The organism is Oscillibacter sp. MSJ-31, assembly GCF_018918025.1.
In the GTDB taxonomy this organism is placed as follows: Bacteria; Bacillota; Clostridia; order Oscillospirales; family Oscillospiraceae; genus Hominicoprocola.
In genome coordinates, this window is the sequence record NZ_JAHLPT010000022.1 from 21,285 (window position 1) to 37,986 (window position 16,702).

Consider the following 16,702-nt stretch of genomic DNA (forward strand, 5'->3'; position numbering starts at 1 on the left):
CACTTTTTACTGAAAATTTTTTAGGGAATCAAACTTTTTGTGGATTATTCCGGTTTTTTCTTCCGATTTTTGACGGATTCGACGATAGCTTTTCCATTTACATCATGCTTGAATTATGTTAGTATAGGTATTGAATAATCAGCAATTATCGGAGATGCAGTCCCCCTCTCCGGTAAGGTGGCTGCAGCCTGATCCCGACCGCCGGTCTCCCCGCCGGCCGGGTTCGAAAGAAAGGATGACAGGACCTTGGACAACAATTGTGCAGTTGAACTCAGACACATTACCAAGCGCTTTGGCAAGGTCGTCGCAAACGACAGCATCGACCTGACCATCAACCGGGGCGAGATCCTTTCCCTGCTCGGTGAAAACGGCAGCGGAAAGACGACGCTGATGAATATGCTCGCCGGCATCTACTTCCCCGACGAGGGCGAAATCTATGTCAACGGCGTGCTCACCTCCATCCGCTCGCCGAAGGATGCCTTCGACAACCACATCGGCATGATCCACCAGCACTACAAGCTCGTGGACGTGTTTACTGCGGCGGAGAACATCGTCCTCGGTCTCGACGAGCCGGGCAAGCTGGACATCAAGGCCGCCAACGCCAAGGTCAAGGAAATCTGCGACCGCTACGGCTTCGACATCGACCCGACCAAGAAGATCTACGATATGTCCGTCTCCCAGAAGCAGACGGTCGAGATCGTCAAGGTCCTCTACCGCGGCGCGGACACGCTCATCCTCGACGAGCCCACCGCCGTCCTCACCCCGCAGGAGACCGAAAAGCTCTTCAATGTGCTGCGCAATATGCGCGCCGACGGCAAGGCCATCGTCATCATTACCCACAAGCTGCACGAGGTCATGTCCCTGTCGGACAAGGTCGCGGTGCTGCGTAAGGGCCAGTACATCGGCACGGTCAATACGAGCGAGACCAACCCGCAGGCGCTGACCGATATGATGGTCGGCCACGCGGTCACGCTCAACATCGACCGTCCGCGCTATGAGAATCCCGTCCCGCGCCTGACGCTGCAGGACGTCACCTGCTACGACAATGAGGGCGTCGTCCGCCTCGACCACGTCTCTTTCACCGCCATGGGCGGTGAGATCCTCGGCGTGGCGGGCATTGCCGGCAGCGGTCAGCGCGAGCTGCTCGAGTCCATCGCCGGCCTCTATCCCGTCGCCGAGGGCAGCAGCATCCGCTACACGCCCGAGGGCGCTCCGGAGTCCGAGCTGGTCGGCAAAACGCCGATGCAGATCAAAAAGTCCGGCGTCGCGCTTGCCTTCGTCCCTGAGGACCGTCTCGGCATGGGCCTCGTCGGCTCGATGGGCATGACCGGCAACATGATGCTCCGTTCCTGGAAGAAGGGCAAGGGCGTGTTCGTCAACCGCAAGGATCCGAACGAGCTTGCCATGAACATCTGGAAGGAGCTGGAGGTCGTCACCCCCAGCACCGAGTTCCCCGTCCGCCGTATGTCCGGCGGCAACGTGCAGAAGGTGCTCGTCGGCCGCGAGATCGCGTCCGCGCCGAACGTGCTGATGTCCGCCTACGCCGTGCGCGGTCTGGACATCAACACCTCCTACACCATCTACAACCTTATGACCGAGCAGAAGATGAAGGGCGTCGCCGTCATCTTCGTCGGCGAGGATCTGGACGTTCTGCTTGAGCTGTGCGACCGCATCCTCGTGCTCTGCGGCGGTAAGGTCAGCGGCATCGTCGACGCCCGCACCGCCACCAAGGAAGAGATCGGCCTGATGATGACCCGCGTCGGCGGCGGAAAGGAGGAAGCGGTCCATGCATAACGAGAATAAGGTTCCCCTGATCCGTCTCGCCAAGCGGGACATGATGGAGCCCTGGAAGGTTTGGTGCATCCGCCTCGCCTCCATCGTCCTTGCGCTTCTGCTCGGCGGACTCGTCATGGCGATCGCCCTGCCCGACGGCGCTACGCCGATCGACGGCTACGCCACCATCATCACCGGCGCGCTCGGCAAAAAGACCGCCATCCGTCAGACCGTCAAGCTCGCCGTGCCTCTGCTCGGCTGCGCGCTGGCCATCGCCCCCTGCTTCAAGATGCGCTTCTGGAACATCGGCGCCGAGGGTCAGATCACCGCGGGCGCCATCGCCGCGAGCTACTTCGCCCTCTACTGGGTCGGCAAGGTCCCGTCCGCTGTCCTGCTCCTCATCATGGGTCTGGCGGGCGCTGTCGCCGGCGGCATCTGGGCGCTGATCCCCGCCTTCTTCAAGGCCAAGTGGAACACCAACGAAACGCTCTTCACTCTCATGATGAACTACATCATCATCGGCGTCGTCCGCTGGCTGCAGGGCGGTCCGTGGGAAGGCCGTCCCGGCTCGCAGATCATCCCCCAGTTCGATAGGGCGGCCACGCTGCCGAAGGTCCTGGGCGTTCACTGCGGCTGGATCATCGTGCTGATCCTCGTCGTGTTCATGCACGTTTACATGAACCACACCAAGCACGGCTACGAGATCGCCGTCATCGGCGACTCCATCAACACCGCCCGCTACGCGGGCATGAACGTCGGCCATGTCATGATGCGCACGATGTTCCTCTCCGGTGCGATCTCCGGTCTGGTCGGCTTTATCGTCGCCTCCGGCGCGAACACCACGCTCTACGACGGCGTCGCCGCCGGCGTCGGCTTCACCTCCATCACGGTCGCGTGGCTCAGCCAGCTCAATGCCTTCGCGATGATCGTCATTTCAATGATGCTCGCGATCATCTCCAAGGGCGCCGAAACACTTCAGACCCGTCTGGCCGTGCCCGCCTCGATCTCCGACATCATTACTGGCATCCTGCTCTTCTGTATGCTCGGCTGCGAGTTCTTCATCAACTATCGACTCATCTTCCGCTCGTCGAAGACCGAAAAGGAGGCGGCTAAGGAATGACTTTGCTTATCACCCTCATCATCGCCGCCATCACCTACGGCACCCCGCTGCTGTTCGGTACGCTCGGCGAGATCCTGACGGAAAAGTCCGGCAACCTCAACCTCGGCGTGGAGGGCATTATGTTCATGGGCGGCGCGCTCGGCCTCGGCGGTGTGTACTACTATGAAAAGCTCTCCTCCTCCCCCAACGGCTTCGTCGCCATCCTCGTCGGCATCTTCTTCGCCTTCCTCGCCGGCGCGATCGCCTCGCTGATCTTCAGCTTCCTGACCATCACGCTGCGCGCGAATCAGAACGTCACCGGTCTGGCGCTGTCCATCTTCGGCACGGGCATCGGCCAGTTCATCGGCGAGTATATGCGCGTGAGCGAGAACGGCTACATCTCCGTGAGCAATATGCTCAAGGGCTACTTCCAGAACTCCCCCTTCCCCAAGGGCCTGCAGGACATTCCGGTGGTCGGCGGCATTCTCTTCGGCAACAGCTTCTTCTTCTACCTCGCCGTTGCCTGCGCCGTCGCACTGTACTGGTACCTCAACAAGACCCGCAGCGGCCTGTACCTGCGCAGCGTGGGCGAGAGCCCCGCGACCGCGGACGCCGCCGGCATCAACGTCACGCGCTATAAGTACCTCGCCACCGTCATCGGCGGCGGTGTGAGCGCCGTCGGCGGCATGGTCTACATCATGACCATCGCGGGCGGTGTGTGGAACCACGAGGGTCTTTCCGGCGTCGGCTGGCTCGCCGTCGCGCTGGTCATCTTCTGCCTGTGGCGTCCGCTGGGCGCGATCTGGGGCAGCGTTCTCTTCGGCGCGCTGATGATCCTCTACCTGCGTCTGGTCATCGCGTTCATTCCCACGCAGCTCTATAAGATCCTGCCCTATGTGGTCACGGTCATCGTACTCATCATTTCGAGTATGCGCAACAACAAGGAAAAGCAGCCGCCCGCTTCTCTGGGTCTGAATTACTTCCGCGAAGAGCGCTGAATTATCAAAAAAGGAAGCGCCGCAAGGCGCTTCCTTTTTCATGAGGAGGAAACCATTATGTCAACTTTACTCATCAAAAACATCCGCACGCTCGTCTCCTGCGACAGCGCCGACACCGTGTACGAAAACGTCGACCTTTACGCCGAGAACGGCTTCATCAAGGCCATCGGCGCAAGCCTCGACCGCAAGGCCGACAAAACCATCGACGCGAGCCATATGCTCTGCTACCCCGGTCTGGTCAACACGCACCATCACCTCTATCAGATCTTCTCCCGCAACCTCCCCGAGGTGCAGAACATGGAGCTGTTCGACTGGCTCAAGACACTCTATGAGATCTGGAAGAACCTCGACGCCGAGGTCATCCGTCTCTCCTCCCTCACCGGCATGGGCGAGCTGATGAAGCACGGCTGCACGACCTGCTTCGACCATCACTACGTCTTCCCGAAGGACACCGGCGACCTGCTCGGCGCGCAGTTCGGCGCCGCGGACGAGCTGGGCATCCGTATGTACGCCTCCCGCGGCAGCATGGACCTCTCGGTGAAGGACGGCGGCCTGCCGCCGGACAGCGTGGTGCAGACGGTCGACGAGATTATGAAGGATTCCGAGCGCGTCATCGCGCAGTACCATGACCGCAGCTTCGGCGCAATGCACCGCGTCGCGCTCGCGCCCTGCTCGCCGTTCTCCGTCAGCGCCGATCTGCTGCGTGAAAGCGCCATCCTCGCCCGTCAGCTCGGTGTGCGTCTGCACACCCACCTGTGCGAGACGAAGGACGAGGAGAACTTCATGCTTGCGCGTGAGGGCGTCCGTCCGCTCGAGTACATGGAGCGTCTCGGCTGGACCGGCGACGACGTCTGGTTCGCCCACGGCATCCACTTCAACGACGAGGAGCTGCGCGTCCTCGCCAAGACCGGCACGGGCGTGTGCCACTGCCCCATTTCCAACATGAAGCTCTCCTCCGGCATCGCCCGCATCCCCGAGATGCTGGAGCTTGGTGTTCCCGTCGGCCTCGGCGTCGACGGCTCCGCCTCCAACGACGGCTCCAGTCTCATGGAGGAACTGCGCGTCGCATTCCTGCTCCACCGTCTGAACTCCAGCAAGGCGGCCCCCAGCGGCTACGACGTGCTGAAGATGGCGACGCGCGGCAGCGCACGTCTGCTCGGCCGCAGCGACGACATCGGTACGCTCGAGGTCGGCAAGTGCTGCGACCTCTTTATGATCGACTCCCGCCGCCTTGAGCTGGTCGGCTCCTGCTTCGATCCCACCAGCGTCCTCGGCACGGTCGGCGTGCGCGGACCGGTGGACTACACCGTGGTCCAGGGCCGCGTGACCGTCGAGCACGGTCATCTCGTCACGGTGGACGAGGAAAAGCTCGCGCACGACGCGGAAGCAAAGTGCCGCGCGTATCTGAACCGATAATTCACGCAAAAAAGCGACCGTTTCACGGTCGCTTTTTTTGCTTCACCGGATGAAGTGCGTCGCGACGCGCTCCTCCTGCTCGGGCAGGCCAAACGTCTCGCGGCCGAGCGCGATGCTTTTCATCAGGAACGTCATGTTCCGCGCAAGCGTCCGCATGGTCTGCAAGCCCTCGGCGTCCATCGCCGCCTCGCCCGCAGCCCTGCCGTGGACGCTGTTCCAATACTGGCTTGAGGCAATGGGCATACCGGAAATGGTGAAGTATTTGTTCAGCTCGTCAAAGGTCGCCGAACAGCCGCCACGCCGCGCGCACACCACGCTCGCGCCGACCTTCATGGTCTTGTCAAAGGGCGTGGAGTAAAACAGGCGGTCCAGGCAGGCGATGAGCGTCGCGTTGGCCGAGGCGTAATAGACCGGGCTGGCGACGACCAGCCCGTCCGCCGCCTCGAGCTTCGGGGCCAGCTCGTTGACGACATCGTCGAACACGCACCGTCCCAGCTTCGCGCACGCGCCGCAGGCCGTGCAGCCGCGGATCGCCTGATTCCCGAGCAGCACCGTCTCCGTCTGCACGCCGTTCTGGGCAAAGACCTTTTCCATCTCGCGCAGCGCGAGCGCGGTATTGCCGTTGGCCCGCGGGCTGCCGTTGAGCAGCAGAACCCGAATTTCTTTCATGTTCTCTTCCTCCTCGTTTGTGTCGGTTCTTTTTCGGTCGGCAAAGGCTGCCTACCATTCCTTTTCAAGCCTTTCCCGCAGCGCCTCGCGCGCCTCGTCGAAGCCCTCGCGCAGCTCACGGCGGAGCCGTCCCGTCTCGCCGCGCATCTCGGCGACGCGGCTCATGGCCTCCATCAGGTCGCCCTGCGTGTTGAAGAACTCGTCGCTGAAGCGCTCGTGCTTCGGGTATTTCCCGCTGCGGTAGCGGTCGAGCACGACCGCGTAGCGCTCATTGGCCCGCGCGACCGCATCCTCCCACGAAAGATACAGCTCGCGCATGGCGTTCTCGCCCACGCGGCGCATCGCCTCACGATCCGCACAGAGCGCGGTCAGCTTCGCGCACAGGCTCGCGGCGTTCTCCTCGATCAGGAAGCCGTTCCGCCCGTCGGTCACGCCCTCGGCGGCGCAGCTTCCCGCAATGAGCACGCTGGGGCAGCCGCTCGCCGCCGCCTCGCGCACGACAAGACCGTTCGTGTCAAAGGTCGAGGGAAACAGAAACAGGTCCGCGCGGCAGTACCACGCGCGCAGCGTCTCGCGGTCGGCAATGGAGCCGGTGAAGAAGCAGCGGTCCGAGAGCCGCAGCGTCTCCACCTCCGCGCGGACCTCCTTCTCGTCGCCGCCCGCGCCGATGAACACCATGCGGAAGTCCTGTCCTTGCTCCCGCAGCGCGCGGAGCGCGTCGAGAATGATATGCAGTCCCTTATACCACATCAGCCGCCCGACGAAGAGGAACAGCGGCACGCCGTCCGGCAGGTCATAGCCCGCTGTCGCAGCGGCGATCGCCGCGGCGCTCACGCGCCCGCGCGGCACGTCCACGCCGTTCTCCATCACGGTGTACGCGCCCTCGTAGCCGAGCGAGCGCAGGTTCTCGCCCGCGCCGCGGCTCACCACCCACACCTCGTCGCAGGCGTTTACGTTCTGCACAAGGGCACGAATGGCGCTCTCCTGCAAAAGCCTACTCTTCACCGCCTTGGCAATGTCGATGTCGTACTTCGTGTGGTAGGTCAGCACCAGCGGCGCGTCTACCACCTCGCGCAGCGAGCGCGCGAGGATCGCCGAGGCGATGGGGCAATGCGTGTGCAGCAGCTCGACCTTCTCCTCGCGCACGCGCAGCGCCGTCTCCGGCGAAAACGGATAGCCCGCGACGTAGCCGACGAGCCGGCGCGTGTCGATGCTCGGGTAGCGCACCACCGGAAACGGAAAGCCGCTGTCATCCGCGCCCGGCACGGCGGGCGTGACCACCACGGCGTGACCGTGATGCTTTTCAATGTTTTCCGCGTAGTTCACCACGGCGTTCGCCACGCCGTCGATGATGGGCGGAAAGGAATCGTTCAAAAGGCAGATCGTGTGTTTGTCCACGGGCACACCTCCGATAAAATTTCTGCCGTTAGTATATCATTTTTCCCGCCGGAATGGTATACTGTCTGTGAATTTTCAAGAGAGGAGCCGACCGCCATGCGCACCCTGCAATGCACCGTCCCCGCCGCCTTCGACGGCCGTCCGCTCAAGCACCTGCTGCGCGGCGAGCTTGGCATCTCCTCCACGCTGCTCAAAACGCTCAAGTGGCGCGAGGGCGCGATCCTGCTCAACGGCGCAGGCGTCCATGTGAACGCCGTCGTCCGCACCGGCGATACCGTGACCGTCGTTCTCTCCGAGCGTGCGCCGCGCGAAACGGACGTCGCGCCGCTCGACATTCCCCTTGCCATCGTCTACGAGGACGAGGACCTGCTAGTGCTCAACAAGCCCGCCGGACTCGCCATGCACCCCATGTCCACCGACCTCGCCGCGCCGAACCTTGCCGGAGCGCTGGTCGCCTACCTCGGCGAGGGCACGGTGCCGCACTTCGTCAGCCGCTTGGACAAGGGCACCTCGGGCCTGCTCATCGCGGCGAAGTCCGGCTACGTTCACGAGCTGCTGCGCCGTGCACTGCATTCTGAGGAGCTGCGGCGCGAATACCGCGCCCTCGCCCTCGGCCGCGTCACGCCGCCGCGCGGCGTCATCGACGCTCCCATCGCCCGCGCTGAGGGCTCGCTCGTCAAGCGCTGCGTCGCGCCCGACGGTCTCCCCTCCCGCACGGAGTATGAGGTGCTCTCCTATCACGGCGAGCTGACGCTCCTGCGTCTCGCACCCCGGACCGGACGCACGCACCAGCTCCGCGTCCACATGGCGTCCCTCGGTCATCCGCTCGCGGGCGACTGGCTCTACGGCACAGAGGATCGGGCGCTCATCGCCCGCCCCGCGCTGCACTCGTATGCGCTGTGGTTCACCCACCCGCTCACACACGCGGTCCTGCACTTCACCGCACCGCTGCCGGAGGATATGGAACGGCTGATAAAATAAGACGGCTCGGCGAGCCGTCTTATTTTCATTCTTCTCTTTTTTCCATAGTCAAAGCACGCGCCGTTCTGACGCTGTAGCTGCCCTCGATGAGCACCAGCAGCACCCAGCCGCTCGCGACTGCCACGCAGATGCCGTACATTCCCCACACCGGGATCAGGAAATACGACAGCACCACGCGCAGCACCACCTGCAAGAGCGATGCCACCATCGTCAGCCGCAGCCGCCCGAGTCCGCGGAAGAAGCCCTGAATGACCTCGCCCATGTAGGCGAAGAGATACAGATATGCCATCGTACCCGTATAACGCGCACCTGCGGCAATGACCTCGCCGTTGTCCGAGAAAAGGCCGACGATCTGCGACGGGAACAAAAAGCACACCGTGCCAAGCACGGCGATCAGCACGACCTCCACGCACACGCTGACGCGGTAGAAGCGCCGCACGCGCACCCGGTCGCCGTGGCCGAGGTTCTGCGACAGACAGACGACCATCGCCGCGCTGACGCCCTGTGAGAAGCAGAACAAAAACTGCTCAATGCGCAGCGACATATTGTAGCCCGTTACCGTGTTCGTGCCGAGCGGCGTCAGCATACCCTGCACCAGCAGACGCCCGATGCACACCACCGCCTGCTGCAGCGCTGCCGCCCAGGCGTAGGAGAGCACCATACCGCCCATCCGCCGTTCAAAGCGCAGCTCGCTGCGCTTGAGCGTCAGCGGCGGGCAGCGCCGCTCGGCGTACAGAATGCACCACGCCGCCGAAAACGCCTGGCACAGCACCGTAGAGCACGCCACGCCGCGGATGCCCCAGGCAAGCACGCCGACAAACAGCACGTCGAGCAGCGCGTGGAGCGTGGACGAGACGAGCAGAATGACGAACGGTGTGCGCGAGTTGCCGCACGAGCGCAGCATGGAGGCGTAGTAGTTGTAGAGGAAGCAGCAGATCAATCCCGCGAACACCAGCTGCAGATAGACCGCCGCCTCGCGGCAGACGGCCTCCTCCGTGCCCTGCGCGCGCAGGAGCGGCACCGAGCAGACGATGCCGACCGCGGCAATGACCAGCGTCAGCGCCGCGCCGCCGAGCAGCGCGGTCGCGTTCATGCAGCGCAGCCGCATCCAGTCCTCCGCGCCGCACATCTGCGCGCACAGCACGCCGATGCCGATGGTCCCGCCGATAACCAAGGCGTTCGCCACGTCCACGATGGGCGCGGCGACGCTGATGCCGGCAAGCGGCAGATCGCCGAGGAACTTGCCCACCACGATGGCGTCCACAATGCTGTAAAGCTGCTGGAAGATGTTGCCCAGAATGATGGGCAGCGCAAAATAGAAAAGGGTCGGCAGCGGCGCGCCGGTCAGCAGCGCGTCGCTTTTGCGTGCCGCGCGATACATCTGCGCAGCCGATCTGTGCGGCATGACGATCACACCCGCTTTCGTGTTATCTCTTATTTCTCTTTATAGTAAAGCCGGCAATGGCAGTAGCCCTCGAACTCCGGGTCGGCGATCTGCTCGCGGAACTCGCGGCACATGCACACGTTATCCTCGATCTTCTGCAGCCGGCAGGGGCAGTAAAGTCCCTTCTTCAGCAGCGCCTCGCGCAGACGCGCGACGACCTCCGCATCCTCGTTGTAGCGAATCTTCATCGTCTTCCCTCACTTGCAGCCATCAAGCATGGCCTTGATCTCTTCCTTGCTGCGCAGACCGACCGAGCCGGTGAGCGTGTGGCGGTCCTGCACGACGGCGAGCGTCGGGATGGACTCGATGCCGAACATCTGCGCCAGCTCGCCCTGCTCGTCAACGTTGACGCGGCAGAACTTGACCTGCGGCTCCTCGCGGTTGAGCTCCTCAAAGGCGGGCGCGAGCATCCGGCAGGGCTGGCACCATTCCGCCCAGAAGTCGATGAGGATGAGGCCCGGATCGTCGAGCACCTCGGTCTGGAAATTCTCTCTCGTGAGCGTCACGATGTCGGTAAAGGTGCGCGTTTCGACGTAGGGCTCGCGCTCGGCTCCGCCGCCGCAGCCGGAGCAGCCGGCGCACCCGCCGGAGGCGCAGCCTCCTCCGCAGCCGCCGCAGCCGCCCTCTGCGGCAAAATCGCCGTCGACGGCCTCCAGGTTTCCCTGTAAAAAGCGTTCGAGCACATCGTCCGCCGCGCCGGTGATGCCGGAAAAAACAAGCATGTGCTCGCCCTCGACGGCCTGCCGCGCGTGCTCACCGATGCTGCCGCAGAGCACGACGTCCACGCCGTGCTCCTTGAGCGTGCGGGCGACCGCCGCGTGGCTCAGATCCTCGGGCGCGATGACCTCGCTCGTGACCGGATCGAGATCCGAAACGTTGTAGATGATAAACTCCTTGGCGCGGCCGAAATGCTCCAGCAAAACGCCGTCCTGATACGGCATTGCAATCTTCATAACAGTAACTCCTTTGCCTTTTTGATTTTGAGGATAGCTTATCACAATTTCCACCATTCTACAACCGGAAGTTTTCTATCCTCTCTATGCAAAAAATTGCAGAGCGGCCCTTGCGTCCGCCGCGCATTTTCGCTACAATAGGCATAGAAAGCTTCATGCGTGAGCACCGCAAAAAACGCAAGCGAAAGGAAGCGTTATCCATGAACGACGAGCTGACCGCACAGGATATTCAAAAAATGCAGGCGGAGCTGAACGACCGCCGTCTCCGTCTGATGCCGGAGCTGATCGAGGAGGTCAAGCGCACCCGCGCCTTCGGCGACCTGAGCGAAAACTACGAGTACAAGGCGGCCAAGCAGGAGCAGAACCGCAACAAGAGCCGCATCCGCTACCTCGAGCGCATGATCGCCTCGGCCCGCGTAATCGAGGATCATTCCTCCGCCGACGAGGTCGGGCTGTACGACAGGGTGACGGTCCGTATGGTCGAGCTGGGGAAGGAAAAGGTCTTTCAGATCGTGACCACCGTGCGCTGCGACGCCCTCAAGGGCCTCGTGAGCAAGGAGTCCCCCGTCGGCAGGGCGATCCTCGGCAGTAAGGTCGGCGACACCGTAACCGTCCGCGTCAGCGACACGAACAGCTACCATGCCGAGATTCTTTCCATCGAAAAGCAGGCGGACGACGGCAGCGCTCCCCTGCGCAGCTTTTGAGCGCGATGGGCGAGTCCGTCATTCTTCATGCCGAGCGCAGCTTTCTCGTCTGCCGCAAGCCGGTCGGCGTCGAGTGCGAGCACGAGCTGCCGGCTCTGCTCGCTGAGGAGATGAAATGTAAAGTAGATTCGCTTTACTGCGTTCACCGCTTAGACCGTGCCGTCGGCGGCGTGATGGTCTGGGCGAGGACGCCCAAGGCAGCCGCCGAGCTGAGCCGTCAGGTGCAGGAAAAAGCCTTGAAAAAGGCGTATTTTGCCGTTTGCTCCGGTATTCCCACGCCCGACGCGGGCGAGATGCGCGATCTGCTTTTCAAGGACTCTGTAAAGCAAAAGTCCTTTGCAGTTATTTCTCCCCGCCGCGGCGTCAAGGAAGCCCTGCTCGACTATCGCGTACTGCAAACCGCCGCACTCAACGGCTCTCCTGCCGCCCTCGTGCGCGTCACGCTGCGCACGGGACGCTTTCACCAGATCCGCTGCCAGTTCGCCACGCGCGGCCATCCGCTGCTCGGCGACGGCAAATACGGCAGCCGCGAGCGCGGCTGCACGACGGCGCTGTGGAGCTGCCGCCTCGCCTTTTTCCATCCCGAGACGCACGCGCCCCTCGTCTTTGAGGCTGCGCCGCCGCGCATCTTTCCGTGGGACCGCTTTGCATGGCACTGAATCGACAACGAGAGACGGCACGCGCCGTCTCTCGTTTCTTCATGGAATGCAGATGATCTTGGTGAGCGACTCCAGCCACGTTTTGCCGTTCGCCCGCACCACCGTCAGCGGCGTCACCGCGACGGTGTTCACTGCGCGCGGCTCGCCGCCCGCGCTCCCCGGCGGCAGAAAATTTCCCGCCGCGCTCAGACACCGCGGCTCGCCGTCCTCCACACCCCAGCTGAGCATGACGTGTCCCGGGAAATAGAGGATCGTCCCGACCGGCAGTGTGCAAAGCGCCGCGCGCTTCTCCTCCGTGGAAAGCGCCGACACGTCCTCCGCGCCGGGCAGCAGCGCCAGCCCTGCGGCGTCGCGCGGCAGGCGGAAGCCGAAGCAGCGGTAGACGTCTCCCACCAGCGCGGAGCAATCCCGCCCGCCGAGCATCCCGCCCCAGCCGTACACCTCTCCGCGCATTTTCGCCGCCTGCGCGGTGACGTTCTCATGCGTATAGGGCAGGTCGCCCACGCACACATCCGCGCTGACCGGCACCATCGTCTCGCGATATTCCAGCCATCCGTCCGCGCGGCGCACAGGCAGACGAACAAGGTAGTTATCGTAGCTCATGCGCCCGCGCAGCGCGCGCACCGTTCCTGGCAGGGCGGCAAGCGGCAGGCGCGTCCCCATCGGCAGCACCGCGCCGGAGACACGCGGCTCATAGGGATCGCAGCAGAGCGTGACACGGCTGCCGGTCACGCGCAGGAAACCGCCCTCCTGCGCCGCGCGCCAGACGCCGAGGTCTTCGCACAGCCCGATGTCCGCCGCCGGCACCCAGCCCGCGTAGTACGAGGTCTCGGCATAGCAGAAGCGCCCGTCCACGCTCTCCCCAAGCAGCGCCATCGGCTCGTTCAGCAGCACCGCGGTGAGCTGAAGCGGGTCGTCGTACCGGTCCCCCGCCCGCGTGGGGCACAGGGCATCCGTCGGTTTCGCGCGCAGACTCGTGCGCCGCACGCTGACACCCCAGCGCACGTCACGACCGCGCAGCCGCGTCAGGTCCCAGAGCCTTGCCGCCTCGCCCGGAACGCACAGAAGCGATTCATTGTACTGCGCGATCTCCTCTGCGGTCATCAAGGCCGCATCCTTTTTCCGCATAAAAAGCCCCCCGTCCGGCGTTTTCTCTACTCTATGCGCCGCAGCGGGGGAGCTTTCCGATTTTTATTGAATCATTGTAAGCAGGGCCAGCACCAGCATATGCGCGGGGTAAAACGCATAGCAGGCATACTGGAACGCCTTGCTGTGGTGTCCCTGCCGCCCGCGGTAGAGCCAGATCGGCACGAGGGCAAGCAGCGCAAGCCCCTGCTCGCACAGCTCGATCTCACGCCCGAAGAGCGTGACCGGATACATCTGCCCGCCGAGCACCACCACATTGAGCCAGTACAGCGCCGCAAGCTGCCCGAGCAGGCACCACCACTTCCGCTCGCGGAAAAAGTAGAATGCAAACACCGTCAGCACGCCCGCGCCGTAGTAGTCCACCATGCCGAGCGTGCCGAGGGCAAAGCCCAGCACAACGACCGCCGCACAGGTCAGGACATAAAGCCAGCACTTTCCCTTCGCCCGCGCTGCCTCCATCAGGCGGATGCCGAGCAGGCCGAGAAGCAGCGTCCAGATCACGTTCTGGTGCACGGGGTAGAACACCGTTCCGCCGTACATCAGGTCGAACGGCACCTCGGAGAGCACAGCAAAGAGCAGCATCCGCAGCGCATAGCGCTTGAAGCTGCGCGTGTGGAAATACCCCTCCACCGCCAAAAAGGCGAAGATCGGAAAGGCCAGCCGCCCGACGTGCGTCAGCCACATCTGCGAGGAAAGCAGCGTCGCCCATAGGTGGTCCATCAGCATAAACGTCATGGCGAGAATGTGCAGCGCCGCGGCGCTGAGATCAAAGGTCTTTTTCATCATGGTCTCCTTTTTTGTCCGGCGTCTCCGCGCCGTGTCCTCACAGTATAGCACAGATCCTGTCGAAATGTCTACCAAAAAAGAAATGGTTTTTTCCTTCCCATGCGGTATAATGAATTATTTTAAAATGATTGGCGGAAGCCCAGCGGCCCTTTGATATGCTCCCTCTATGAGAGACAGTGAAATAAAACACTGTCAATCATGGAGGGAGCATTACTATGCCACAGAAGCAGAAATTAAGTGCAGAGGAAAAAGCGAAAGTCATTGAGGATCAAGGGGCTTCCCTCCGTCGCGGCGGACAGCGCTGACGAGCGCTACGCCGGTATCCGGCATACCGATGCCGCCGAGCTCTCCTTCACCAACGACGGCCGCATCACCGAGACCGTGCGCAACGCCTTCCAGCAGGTCTGCGGCGACCTCGGCGCGGGCGTCTGCGCGACTGCCGGCGAGGCGGCCCGCGCCTTCGTACAGCAGTGCGCCGGCTGAGCTTCCGTTTTCCCCTATCGCGGCAGGCATGGTCCTTTCGGGACCGCGCCTGCTTTTTGCATGAGTGCCTGTGGAACCGGAAATACTATCCTCACCAAATCAAGGAGGTATTTCCATGTCTGATATGTTTTGCTTTCAATGCCAGCAGACCGCCGGCGGCAGCGGCTGCGTCCGCACCGGCGTATGCGGCAAGCAGCCCACGACGGCACATTTACAGGATATTCTTGTCTGCCGCCTGATCCGTCTCGCGGAGGTCTGCGAACAGAATAGCGAGCATCCGCGTGAGGTCACGCAGCTGCTCGCCGATGGGCTTTTCACCACGCTCACGAACGTCAACTTCGATGACGGGGCCATCCGCGCCTTTACCGCCCGCGTGGAGGACGCCCTGCGTTCGCACGGCGGAGACGTGCGTGAGGAGGACCCCTCATGGCTCTGGCGCGGTGAGACGGATACGGTGTCGCTGCGCTCCACGCTGCTCTTCGGACTCAAGGGCATGGCCGCCTACGCGCACCATGCCATGCGTCTCGGCTGCGAGGACGAGACGGTGAGCGCGTGGTTCTGCAAGGGGCTTTCCGCGCTCGCACAGGAGCACAGTGTCGCGGAATGGCTCGCGCTCCTCACCGAATTCGGCGAGGTGAATTTCAAGTGCATGGCGCTGCTCGACCGTGCGAATACCTCGGCCTTCGGCGATCCCGTGCCCACGCGCGTCCACACCGATATACAGAAAGGCCCGTTCATCGTCGTTTCCGGTCACGACCTTGAGGACCTGCATCAGCTCCTCGAGCAGACCGCCGGAAAGGGCATCAACGTCTATACGCACAGCGAGATGCTGCCCGCGCACGGCTATCCGGGTCTAAACAAATATCCCCACCTCGCGGGCAACTTCGGCACAGCATGGCAGAATCAGCAGAAGGAGTTTGCCGATCTCCCCGCGCCCATCCTTTTCACCACCAACTGTATCATGCCGCCGCGTGAGAGCTACGCCGACCGCGTCTATACCACCTCGGTCGTCGGCTACAAGGGGCTGCGACATATCGAGGAGGACGCGCAGGGCCGCAAGGACTTCTCCCCCATCATCGAGCAGGCGCTTGCCCTCGGCGGCTATGAGACCGACCGCAGCATGAGCGGCATCAACGGCGGTCATATGCTCACTACCGGCTTTGCCCACGCGGCAGTCCTCGCGCAGGCGCCGCAGATCATCGAGGCCATCAAAAGCGGCGCCATCAAGCACATCTTTCTCGTCGGCGGCTGCGACGGTGCGCACCCCGGGCGCAATTACTACACGGAGTTCGTCAAGCGCACACCGATGGACACGCTCGTCCTCACCCTCGCCTGCGGCAAGTTCCGCTTTAACGACCTTGACCTCGGCGAGATCAACGGTATCCCGCGTATCCTCGACGTCGGACAATGCAACGATGCCTACAGCGCTGTCCAAATTGCGCTTGCTCTCGCGGACGCCTTCGGCTGCACGGTCAACGACCTGCCGCTCACGCTTGTGCTGACCTGGTACGAGCAAAAGGCCGTGTGTATTCTGCTCACGCTGCTCGCCCTGGGCATCAAAAATATCTGTCTCGGCCCCACCATGCCGGCCTTTCTTTCAGAGACGGTCATCAAAACGTTAGTAGACGCCTATAACCTCCAGCCCATCACGAATCCGCAGCAGGACCTCGACGCCATCCTGCATCGCGGATAAATTCACGGGATCAAAAGGGAAGCGAAGCCATTTCGTGGCTTCCCTTCCCTCTGCCTTCCCCGCTCACAACAAGAAAAGCGACGGTCTTTAGACCGTCGCTTTCATGTTGGCGCTACCTATCTTTCCGGGCCGTTTCCAGCCAAGTATTGTGGGCAGAAGCGAGCTTAACTTCCGTGTTCGGGATGGGAACGGGTGGACCCTCGCCCTAATCAGCACCAACTTCTATTGCAACTGCTCTCGCAGCAACAAACATCTTTATTCAATTCGTATCTATCACCGGCGAGAAGCTAACGAAGCGCTTCGAGCCGGAAAGGAAAAGCAGCGGAGGGAATGAGCTTTGGGCTTTAGGCCAAAGCGAACGATCCGAAGCTTGCTTTGACGTGGTGACCCGTACCGGATTCGAACCGATGTTAAAGGCGTGAGAGGCCTCTGTCTTAACCACTTGACCAACGGGCCGTTTTGGTACACCTTCAGGGACTCGAACCCTGGACACCCTGATT

Annotated in this window: 16 protein-coding genes, 1 tRNA gene and 1 rRNA gene; 9 read left to right on the forward strand and 9 right to left on the reverse strand. The window is 62.6% G+C overall.

The genetic code is table 11. The features are described from left to right. Positions 1-246 precede the first annotated feature (246 nt). From KQI17_RS11445 to KQI17_RS11460, 4 genes are read left to right on the forward strand one after another with little or no spacing between them, the layout of a single operon-like run. On the forward strand, positions 247-1,794 hold the full coding sequence (locus KQI17_RS11445) for an ABC transporter ATP-binding protein (protein WP_216496351.1): 1,548 nt from the start codon (positions 247-249) through the stop codon (positions 1,792-1,794). Then, complete coding sequence (locus tag KQI17_RS11450) at positions 1,787-2,893, forward strand: ABC transporter permease (RefSeq protein ID WP_216496352.1); 1,107 nt, start codon at positions 1,787-1,789, stop codon at positions 2,891-2,893. Before KQI17_RS11445 ends, KQI17_RS11450 begins: the two co-directional genes overlap by 8 nt. Next, entirely contained in the window at positions 2,890-3,870 is a 981-nt protein-coding gene (locus KQI17_RS11455; RefSeq protein ID WP_022018968.1) for an ABC transporter permease, read from the forward strand. Before KQI17_RS11450 ends, KQI17_RS11455 begins: the two co-directional genes overlap by 4 nt. Positions 3,871-3,927: 57 nt before the next feature. Continuing rightward, positions 3,928-5,286: an 8-oxoguanine deaminase gene (locus tag KQI17_RS11460; RefSeq protein WP_216496353.1), complete on the forward strand. Its 1,359-nt coding sequence runs from the start codon at positions 3,928-3,930 to the stop codon at positions 5,284-5,286. A 42-nt stretch (positions 5,287-5,328) separates the two neighbouring features. Here KQI17_RS11460 and KQI17_RS11465 read toward each other — a convergent pair whose 3' ends face one another. Then, a complete protein-coding gene (locus tag KQI17_RS11465) occupies positions 5,329-5,946 on the reverse strand; it encodes a flavodoxin family protein (protein WP_371821993.1) in 618 nt (205 codons plus the stop codon). Between the two features lie 60 nt (positions 5,947-6,006). Next, entirely contained in the window at positions 6,007-7,353 is a 1,347-nt protein-coding gene (locus tag KQI17_RS11470; RefSeq protein ID WP_216496355.1) for a glycosyltransferase, read from the reverse strand. 96 nt (positions 7,354-7,449) lie between these two features. Between KQI17_RS11470 and KQI17_RS11475 the strand changes: the two genes are divergently transcribed. Then, on the forward strand, positions 7,450-8,334 hold the full coding sequence (locus tag KQI17_RS11475) for an RluA family pseudouridine synthase (RefSeq protein ID WP_216496356.1): 885 nt from the start codon (positions 7,450-7,452) through the stop codon (positions 8,332-8,334). Positions 8,335-8,359: 25 nt separating this feature from the next. On the opposite strand, the gene KQI17_RS11480 is transcribed toward KQI17_RS11475, so the two are convergent. From KQI17_RS11480 to trxA, 3 genes are read right to left on the reverse strand one after another with little or no spacing between them, the layout of a single operon-like run. After that, entirely contained in the window at positions 8,360-9,739 is a 1,380-nt protein-coding gene (locus KQI17_RS11480) for an MATE family efflux transporter (RefSeq protein WP_216496357.1), read from the reverse strand. A gap of 29 nt (positions 9,740-9,768) precedes the next feature. Further along, on the reverse strand, positions 9,769-9,966 hold the full coding sequence (locus KQI17_RS11485; protein WP_216496358.1) for a ferredoxin thioredoxin reductase catalytic beta chain: 198 nt from the start codon (positions 9,964-9,966) through the stop codon (positions 9,769-9,771). A 9-nt stretch (positions 9,967-9,975) separates the two neighbouring features. Next, entirely contained in the window at positions 9,976-10,731 is a 756-nt protein-coding gene (gene trxA / locus KQI17_RS11490; RefSeq protein ID WP_253285809.1) for a thioredoxin, read from the reverse strand. A 200-nt stretch (positions 10,732-10,931) separates the two neighbouring features. Here trxA and KQI17_RS11495 point away from each other — a divergent pair, with 200 nt between their 5' ends. After that, the gene (locus KQI17_RS11495) at positions 10,932-11,435 is read left to right on the forward strand and encodes a GreA/GreB family elongation factor (RefSeq protein WP_216496359.1); all 504 of its coding nucleotides are present in this window, start codon (positions 10,932-10,934) and stop codon (positions 11,433-11,435) included. A 5-nt stretch (positions 11,436-11,440) separates the two neighbouring features. Next, positions 11,441-12,094 carry an RluA family pseudouridine synthase gene (locus KQI17_RS11500; RefSeq protein ID WP_216496360.1) on the forward strand — a complete coding sequence of 218 codons (654 nt, stop codon included), beginning with the start codon at positions 11,441-11,443 and terminating at the stop codon, positions 12,092-12,094. A 39-nt stretch (positions 12,095-12,133) separates the two neighbouring features. Here KQI17_RS11500 and KQI17_RS11505 read toward each other — a convergent pair whose 3' ends face one another. After that, on the reverse strand, positions 12,134-13,222 hold the full coding sequence (locus KQI17_RS11505) for an SH3 domain-containing protein (protein WP_216496361.1): 1,089 nt from the start codon (positions 13,220-13,222) through the stop codon (positions 12,134-12,136). A 63-nt stretch (positions 13,223-13,285) separates the two neighbouring features. Beyond that, positions 13,286-14,023 carry a TraX family protein gene (locus KQI17_RS11510; RefSeq protein WP_216496362.1) on the reverse strand — a complete coding sequence of 246 codons (738 nt, stop codon included), beginning with the start codon at positions 14,021-14,023 and terminating at the stop codon, positions 13,286-13,288. Between the two features lie 240 nt (positions 14,024-14,263). On the opposite strand from KQI17_RS11510, the gene KQI17_RS11515 reads away from it, so the two are divergent. After that, a complete protein-coding gene (locus KQI17_RS11515) occupies positions 14,264-14,509 on the forward strand; it encodes a hypothetical protein (RefSeq protein WP_216496363.1) in 246 nt (81 codons plus the stop codon). Between the two features lie 115 nt (positions 14,510-14,624). After that, positions 14,625-16,202 carry a hydroxylamine reductase gene (hcp, locus tag KQI17_RS11520; RefSeq protein WP_216496364.1) on the forward strand — a complete coding sequence of 526 codons (1,578 nt, stop codon included), beginning with the start codon at positions 14,625-14,627 and terminating at the stop codon, positions 16,200-16,202. A gap of 104 nt (positions 16,203-16,306) precedes the next feature. Here hcp and rrf read toward each other — a convergent pair. Both rrf and KQI17_RS11530 read right to left on the reverse strand, forming a co-directional pair. Continuing rightward, positions 16,307-16,422, reverse strand: a 5S ribosomal RNA gene (gene rrf, locus KQI17_RS11525). A gap of 161 nt (positions 16,423-16,583) precedes the next feature. Next, positions 16,584-16,658: transfer RNA gene (locus KQI17_RS11530), tRNA-Glu, on the reverse strand. Positions 16,659-16,702 lie beyond the last annotated feature (44 nt).

Excerpts from the sequence above, each read along its gene's own strand:
- KQI17_RS11475 (WP_216496356.1), top strand. The coding sequence starts at position 7,450 with ATGCGCACCCTGCAATGCACCGTCCCCGCCGCCTTCGACGGCCGTCCG.
- trxA (WP_253285809.1), bottom strand. The coding sequence starts at position 10,731 with ATGAAGATTGCAATGCCGTATCAGGACGGCGTTTTGCTGGAGCATTTC.
- KQI17_RS11505 (WP_216496361.1), bottom strand. The coding sequence starts at position 13,222 with ATGCGGAAAAAGGATGCGGCCTTGATGACCGCAGAGGAGATCGCGCAG.
- KQI17_RS11510 (WP_216496362.1), bottom strand. The coding sequence starts at position 14,023 with ATGAAAAAGACCTTTGATCTCAGCGCCGCGGCGCTGCACATTCTCGCC.
- KQI17_RS11460 (WP_216496353.1), top strand. The coding sequence starts at position 3,928 with ATGTCAACTTTACTCATCAAAAACATCCGCACGCTCGTCTCCTGCGAC.
- KQI17_RS11455 (WP_022018968.1), top strand. The coding sequence starts at position 2,890 with ATGACTTTGCTTATCACCCTCATCATCGCCGCCATCACCTACGGCACC.
- KQI17_RS11450 (WP_216496352.1), top strand. The coding sequence starts at position 1,787 with ATGCATAACGAGAATAAGGTTCCCCTGATCCGTCTCGCCAAGCGGGAC.
- KQI17_RS11495 (WP_216496359.1), top strand. The coding sequence starts at position 10,932 with ATGAACGACGAGCTGACCGCACAGGATATTCAAAAAATGCAGGCGGAG.
- KQI17_RS11500 (WP_216496360.1), top strand. The coding sequence starts at position 11,441 with ATGGGCGAGTCCGTCATTCTTCATGCCGAGCGCAGCTTTCTCGTCTGC.
- hcp (WP_216496364.1), top strand. The coding sequence starts at position 14,625 with ATGTCTGATATGTTTTGCTTTCAATGCCAGCAGACCGCCGGCGGCAGC.
- KQI17_RS11480 (WP_216496357.1), bottom strand. The coding sequence starts at position 9,739 with ATGCCGCACAGATCGGCTGCGCAGATGTATCGCGCGGCACGCAAAAGC.
- KQI17_RS11485 (WP_216496358.1), bottom strand. The coding sequence starts at position 9,966 with ATGAAGATTCGCTACAACGAGGATGCGGAGGTCGTCGCGCGTCTGCGC.